This is a genomic window from Mycobacterium gastri (assembly GCF_002102175.1).
Taxonomy (GTDB): domain Bacteria; phylum Actinomycetota; class Actinomycetes; order Mycobacteriales; family Mycobacteriaceae; genus Mycobacterium; species Mycobacterium gastri.
Genome location: NZ_LQOX01000056.1, coordinates 52,800 through 58,952, shown reverse-complemented (window position 1 = coordinate 58,952; position 6,153 = coordinate 52,800). Strand labels below are relative to the sequence as shown.

Genomic DNA, 6,153 nt, shown 5'->3' with positions numbered 1-6,153 from the left:
GAGCCGATGGTGGGCATCAACGTCGAACAGATCGCCCAGCCGCACCGGCTCGCCGAGCGCGGCTGGTAAAAACCTTCCGTGGCGATCGAAGAGATCCTCGACCTCGAGCAACTTGAGGTCAACATCTATCGCGGCAGCGTCTTCAGCCCGGAATCAGGTTTTCTGCAGCGCACTTTCGGCGGCCATGTCGCGGGGCAGTCGCTGGTGTCGGCGGTGCGCACCGTCGACCCGTCGTATCGCGTCCACTCGCTGCACGGATACTTTCTTCGGCCCGGAGATGCCAAGGAACGCACCGTTTTTCTGGTCGAGCGCACTCGAGATGGCGGATCGTTCGCCACCAGGCGGGTCACTGCCATCCAGCATGGGGAAATCATCTTCAGTATGGGCGCGTCCTTTCAGACCCATCAGCAAGGCATCAGCCACCAGGACCAGATGCCGGCGGCGCCGCCACCCGACGATCTGCCCGGATTGCGCTCGGTGCGGGTATTCGATGACGCCGGCTTCCGGCAGTTCGAGGAGTGGGACGTGCGGATTGTGCCGCGGGAGCAGTTGCAGTGTTTGCCCGGCAAGGCTTCTCAACAGCAGGTGTGGTTTCGCCACCACGATCGCCTGCCCGACGACCCGGTGCTGCACATCTGCGCGCTGGCCTACATGAGCGACCTCACCCTGCTCGGTTCGGCGCAGGTCACCCACCTCAAGGAGCGAGAGCATCTGCAGGTGGCATCGCTGGACCACGCGATGTGGTTCATGCGGGCTTTCCGCGCCGACGAGTGGTTGCTCTACGACCAGTCCTCACCGTCGGCCGGCGGTGGTCGCGCCCTCACCCACGGGAAGATCTTCACCCAACGGGGCGAGTTGGTGGCGGCCGTTGTGCAGGAGGGGCTGACCCGTTATCGCCGCGGATACCAGCCATGACGCCGCCGAGGATCGGCGTCCTGGCGTTGCAAGGGGACACCCGGGAGCATCTTGCCGCGTTGCGTGCAGCCGGAGCCGAGGCGATGCCGGTGCGGCGCCGCGGCGAGCTGGACGCGGTGGATGCGCTGGTGCTTCCGGGCGGCGAGTCCACGACCATCAGCCATCTGCTGCGCGACTTCGAATTGCTGGAGCCGTTGCGGGCTCGGCTGGCCGAAGGACTTCCGGCCTACGGCGCGTGTGCCGGCATGATCCTGCTGGCCAGCGAGATTCTGGACGCCGGCGCCCGCGGCCGCGAGGCCGTGCCGCTATGCGGGATCGATATGACGGTGCGGCGCAACGCTTTTGGGCGTCAAGTCGATTCGTTCGAGGGCGATGTCGCGTTCGACGGCCTGGACGACCCGGTGCGTGCGGTGTTCATCAGGGCACCATGGGTCGAGCGGGTCGGCGACGGTGTGCAGGTGCTGGCCCGGGCCGCGGGCCACGTCGTCGCGGTGCGACAGGGCCCGGTGCTGGCGACGGCATTTCACCCCGAGGTCACCGGCGACCGTCGTATCCATCGAATATTCGTCGACATCGTCGGCGGCCGGCGCTGACGTCTCATCGGGCGCCTTCATGTGGGCAGCATTATCGAGCCTGTAATTTGGCAGGCTCGCACTCGAACTTCCCCTGCAGAATTACAGGCTCGGTGGGCGGGAGCCGGCCAGGCGAACACCACCTGCGGTCCACGTAGACTCGTCTGGCGAACTTTCAAGCAACAGAACCCAAAAGAAGAGGTACAGCACACCGATGAGCGGCCATTCCAAGTGGGCAACCACCAAGCACAAGAAGGCCGTCGTCGACGCCCGTCGCGGCAAGATGTTCGCCCGGCTGATCAAGAACATCGAGGTCGCGGCCCGCGTCGGCGGCGGTGACCCGGCGGGCAATCCCACCCTTTACGACGCCATTCAGAAGGCTAAGAAGAGTTCGGTGCCCAATGAGAACATCGAGCGGGCCCGCAAGCGCGGCGCGGGCGAGGAAGCCGGTGGCGCCGACTGGCAGACCATCATGTATGAGGGCTACGCGCCCAACGGCGTCGCGGTGTTGATCGAGTGCCTGACCGACAATCGCAATCGCGCCGCCAGCGAGGTGCGGGTGGCCATGACGCGCAACGGCGGCACCATGGCCGATCCGGGGTCGGTGTCCTATCTGTTCTCTCGCAAGGGCGTGGTCACCCTGGACAAGAACGGCCTGACCGAGGACGACGTGCTGACCGCGGTTCTCGAGGCGGGTGCCGAGGAGGTCAACGACCTGGGCGACAGCTTCGAGGTGATCGCCGAACCCGGTGATCTGGTTGCGGTGCGCACCGCGTTGCAAGACGCGGGGATTGACTACGAGTCGGCGGAAGCCGGTTTCCAGCCGTCGGTCAGTGTGCCGGTGGATGTCGACGGCGCCCGCAAGGTGTTCAAGCTCGTCGACGCGCTGGAGGACAGCGACGACGTGCAGAACGTGTGGACCAATGTCGAGGTGTCCGACGAGGTGTTGGCGGCTCTCGACGAGGAGTGAGTCTGGCCGTCGAGCGCGGCTTCGCCGTCAGGCCACCAGCTCGAACTGCACTTGCAGCCGCTCGTACGTCGTGACCGCACGCACATCGCGGGTCAGCAGCGTTGCTCCGGCCGCTTTCGCCGTGATGCCGACCAACGCGTCGTAGCTGCCACCGCCGGTAACACCGAGTTCGGCAAGGCGATCGATCAAGCCGCGATGCGATCCGGCATCGAGGGTCAGATAGTCGCTGGACGTCACACCGGTCAAGTAGGCGTGAACGGCATCCGGGGCGACACGGTGCGGCGGCGGTAGACGCGTCAGAACCGAATACGTTTCCACCGCCGCGTGGGCGATCAGCTGGACACCACGGTTGAGCGCGCGCACGGCCGACTCGTGCCCTTCGTGCCAGGTTGCGAATCCGGCGACGAGGACGCTGGTGTCTGGAGCGATCACCGTCGGACGCGATCGAGCGCTTCGCGAACGATGTCGTCGGTCAGCGGAGGCAGCGAGCGTTTCGGACGGGCGACAATGACCGACCCTTCCCGAACGAGTTCGACGTCCGTCGGCGCTGGCTCGATCTCGATACGCCCATCGCGTTCGACGATCTCTACCTCTTGGTTGCCGTGCAGGCCAAGGCGGTCGCGAATCGGCTTGGGGATCACCAGACGGCCCGCGGCGTCGATGGTCGTACGCATGGTAGGAAATTTACCATTCGCTGATGCACCGGTTAGTCGTATCCGTGCCGTATGTCCTCGACGATGCGCGGGTTGTCGAGGGTCGACGGCTCGAGTGGGCGCGGCGCAACGTCGCCGGAGAAGACGGTCGCCGCATCGAGCACCCGCTGGTTGAGGAAACGCAGCGGCGGCGCGTCACGCGGCACCGACGGCACCGGGGCGGTGGACCCCCGGCGCGCCAGGACGAACCCCCAGTCGCCGAAGGTGGGCACATAAACGTGGTACGGCGTCACCGCATACCCCGCAGCTTGTACTGACGAGACCGTGCGCCAAAACGCCGTCCGCGTCGAGAACGGGCTGCCCGCTTGCACCACCATCAGCCCGTCGGGGGCCAAAGCCTGGGACACCAGGCCGTAGAACTCGGTGGAATACAGCCGGCCCAGCACGGGCGTGTCCGGGTCGGGCAGGTCGACGATGACCGCGTCGAAGCCGGCGTCAGAACCGCGCAGCCAGCGCATCGCGTCGTCGATGACGACATGCACGCGCGGGTTGTCCAGCGAACCGCCATTGGCCCCGCGCATGGTGGTGCGCGCCAACTCGATCACCACCGGATCAAGCTCCACCTGAACGATCTGCCCGACACCGGGTTGGCGCAATAGCTCGCGGGCGGCCAACCCGTCACCCCCGCCCAACACCAGCACCGAGTGGGCACCCGCACCGAGCGCGGGATAGACCAGGCTTTCGGTGTAGCGGTACTCGTCCACAGTGGAAAACTGCAATCCGCCGTCCAGGTAGAGCCGCAGGTCGTTGCCGCGGCGCGTCACCACGATCTCCTGGTACACCGAGTGCCGGTAGGCGATGATCGGGTCGGCATAGAGCCGCTGGCGGCTGGTCGTCTCGATGCCACGCGCACCCACCAACAGCGTCACCAGCAGCCCCAGCGCGGCGGCCAGCGCGCCCAGCGCCGTCGCCAACTGGCGGGCGCCGACGATCCGCCGCAGTAGGAAGATCGACACCACGGCCGCGGCCACCAGGTTGACGATGCCGGTGGCCGCCGCCCCGCGAATCATCCCCAACTGCGGCAGCAGGACGAACGGCCAACTGAGCCCGCCGACCAGCGCGCCCAAATAATCAGCCGCGGTCAGGTCGGCCAGCATCCGGCCGGTATCGGTCGCCCCGGCCACCCGGCCGCTCTGCAACAGCGTCATCAGCAGCGGCACCTCGGCCCCGACCAGCCCGCCGATCAGCGCGGTGCCCAGCGCCAGCACCCACAACGATCCGCCGATGAACGCGAACGTCACATACAACGCCGCCGCGGACAACCCTCCGACAATGCCCAGCAGCACCTCCACGCCGATGAAGGTGATCGCCGCCCGCGGCAGCAGCGGCTTGACCAGCAGCGCACCGGCGCCCAGCGCGGCGATGTAGCCCGCGACGATCAGTGACGTGGCGACGATACCGCCGCCGTCCAGGCTGGCCGAAAGGGTAAGCAGCGCAAGCTCATAGATGATGCCGCAGGCCGCGCAGGCTGCGACGGCGGCCAGCAGCACGGCCCGCCACCGTCTCGAAGACTCCCTTGTCCGGACCGTGCCCGGCGCCGCGGTGGCGATCATGACAGCGCCGCGGCGGTCACACCTCCCACGGCCAACAGCATGGTGGCCGTCGTGAACGCCGCCGGATGCAGCCGCGGCTCGTCGACGTGCTCATGGAAGTTGCCCGGCACCCCGATGCGCAGGGCCAGCAGCGCGATCCCTTGCAATGCCACACCCATCAGCCCGTACACCGCCACCCCGATGAGCCCCTGAGTCAGCTGGCTGTAGCTGGTGCGGATCGCGGTGATAATGACGATGGCCAGCGCGGCGTACATCGCGCAGGCCAGTACGACGGCGTTGGGACGCCGGTCGATGAAGATCAACTTGCGCAGGTTGCCCGGCGTCAGCACGTCCACCATCAAGAAACCGGCAATCAGCACCGCCATGCCGACCACGAAGTACAAGATCGTCGCGACGACGCCGCGGACGATCGGGTCGAGGCTGACGGTGCCGAGTTCGAGTGCGAGGTACATGACTGACTCCTTTGTGTTGACTGGCGTTACTTGGTCCCGCCCGGACCGCCGGGGCTGCCTCCCGCGCCGCCCGCCGGAGATCCGGGAGTGAAGCCGGGTCCTAGAAAGACGAACGCCCCGTGGCTGTATCTGGCGCCCAAGTCTTCGACGCGGATGCTGCACGGCGAGGTGCCCTCGGGCCCGACGGTCACAATGTCCTCGTCGTAGCGCAGATACTCGGCGCCGCCGCTGGAGGCCCGTGCCGCGGGCCGCTCATAGCCGGCGATATTGTCGGCCACTTGCCGGGGTGATCCGCTGCACAGGTAACGCGCGCCGTCCTCGTCCCGTGAGTACTCGCGATAGTGGCTGCTGATATAAGAGCCGATGTCCTTGTGCAGCAACGATATTCCACCAACCAAGGACGCGGTGGCGGCCACGGCGAGCGCGCCGGCCAGCAGAAAAAGGCGGCTTCGGGTCATGGTCGCCACCGGCTGCTGGTACGGACCACCGTCCCGCCCGATGCTGCCGGATACAGGTGCCACGTCCGCCAGCGCCAGCCGGTGTCGTCGGGTTCGGCCACCAGCGCGGTCAATGCGGCGTCATCGCCGGGAAATACGCCGCCCAGCCAGCCGGTGTCGGCCCGGCAACGTTCGCGAAGTTCCTCCGCGAGCCGGCGAAATGTCTGCTCGTCGTACACATCGGTTTTGGATCGCAGCCGGTAGCCGGGCGCTTGCATACGGTCGGGTAGTGTGCCGCCGTGCAGGCCGGCGCTACAGGAGATCTCCTCGCAGAAGGATCGGTCGGCGTGCTCGACGGTGACGACGTGTGAGGCCCCCAATACGCCGAGTAGCAGTGCGCACCCGCCGTTGGGGTGGTCCAGCCGACAAGCCGCCAGCGGCTGCGGCACCGCCATGTTGATTGCGAGCCCCAGCCGGGCCCCGGACACGTCAGCCGGGGCTACGGCGAGCTGATGAAGCGGCACCGAGCGAACCCTCCGGC

Annotated in this window: 9 protein-coding genes; 3 read left to right on the top strand and 6 right to left on the bottom strand. The window is 67.1% G+C overall.

Translation table 11 applies throughout. From position 1 onward, the window contains the following. Nucleotides 1-78 precede the first annotated feature (78 nt). The 3 genes from tesB to AWC07_RS04990 all read left to right on the top strand — a co-directional run bounded on the left by tesB (nucleotide 79) and on the right by AWC07_RS04990 (nucleotide 2,457). A complete protein-coding gene (gene tesB, locus AWC07_RS05000) occupies nucleotides 79-915 on the top strand; it encodes an acyl-CoA thioesterase II (RefSeq protein ID WP_036411550.1) in 837 nt (278 codons plus the stop codon). Continuing rightward, the gene (pdxT, locus tag AWC07_RS04995) at nucleotides 912-1,508 is read left to right on the top strand and encodes a pyridoxal 5'-phosphate synthase glutaminase subunit PdxT (RefSeq protein ID WP_036411551.1); all 597 of its coding nucleotides are present in this window, start codon (nucleotides 912-914) and stop codon (nucleotides 1,506-1,508) included. Before tesB ends, pdxT begins: the two co-directional genes overlap by 4 nt. A gap of 193 nt (nucleotides 1,509-1,701) precedes the next feature. Further along, the gene (locus AWC07_RS04990) at nucleotides 1,702-2,457 is read left to right on the top strand and encodes a YebC/PmpR family DNA-binding transcriptional regulator (RefSeq protein ID WP_036411552.1); all 756 of its coding nucleotides are present in this window, start codon (nucleotides 1,702-1,704) and stop codon (nucleotides 2,455-2,457) included. Between the two features lie 27 nt (nucleotides 2,458-2,484). Here AWC07_RS04990 and AWC07_RS04985 read toward each other — a convergent pair whose 3' ends face one another. Genes AWC07_RS04985 through AWC07_RS04960 form a run of 6 tightly spaced genes read right to left on the bottom strand, consistent with a single transcriptional unit; the run spans nucleotide 2,485 to nucleotide 6,136 of the window. Then, on the bottom strand, nucleotides 2,485-2,889 hold the full coding sequence (locus AWC07_RS04985; protein WP_036418395.1) for a type II toxin-antitoxin system VapC family toxin: 405 nt from the start codon (nucleotides 2,887-2,889) through the stop codon (nucleotides 2,485-2,487). After that, complete coding sequence (locus AWC07_RS04980) at nucleotides 2,886-3,131, bottom strand: AbrB/MazE/SpoVT family DNA-binding domain-containing protein (RefSeq protein WP_036418398.1); 246 nt, start codon at nucleotides 3,129-3,131, stop codon at nucleotides 2,886-2,888. Before AWC07_RS04980 ends, AWC07_RS04985 begins: the two co-directional genes overlap by 4 nt. Before the next feature lie 32 nt (nucleotides 3,132-3,163). Next, nucleotides 3,164-4,723 (bottom strand): polyamine aminopropyltransferase, encoded by a 1,560-nt coding sequence (locus AWC07_RS04975; protein ID WP_036418400.1) that lies wholly within the window; start codon nucleotides 4,721-4,723, stop codon nucleotides 3,164-3,166. Continuing rightward, nucleotides 4,720-5,175: a DUF350 domain-containing protein gene (locus tag AWC07_RS04970; protein WP_036418403.1), complete on the bottom strand. Its 456-nt coding sequence runs from the start codon at nucleotides 5,173-5,175 to the stop codon at nucleotides 4,720-4,722. Before AWC07_RS04970 ends, AWC07_RS04975 begins: the two co-directional genes overlap by 4 nt. A 26-nt stretch (nucleotides 5,176-5,201) precedes the next feature. Continuing rightward, nucleotides 5,202-5,633 (bottom strand): DUF4247 domain-containing protein, encoded by a 432-nt coding sequence (locus tag AWC07_RS04965; protein WP_036418418.1) that lies wholly within the window; start codon nucleotides 5,631-5,633, stop codon nucleotides 5,202-5,204. Next, a complete protein-coding gene (locus AWC07_RS04960) occupies nucleotides 5,630-6,136 on the bottom strand; it encodes a DUF2617 family protein (RefSeq protein WP_036418405.1) in 507 nt (168 codons plus the stop codon). Before AWC07_RS04960 ends, AWC07_RS04965 begins: the two co-directional genes overlap by 4 nt. Nucleotides 6,137-6,153: the final 17 nt, after the last annotated feature.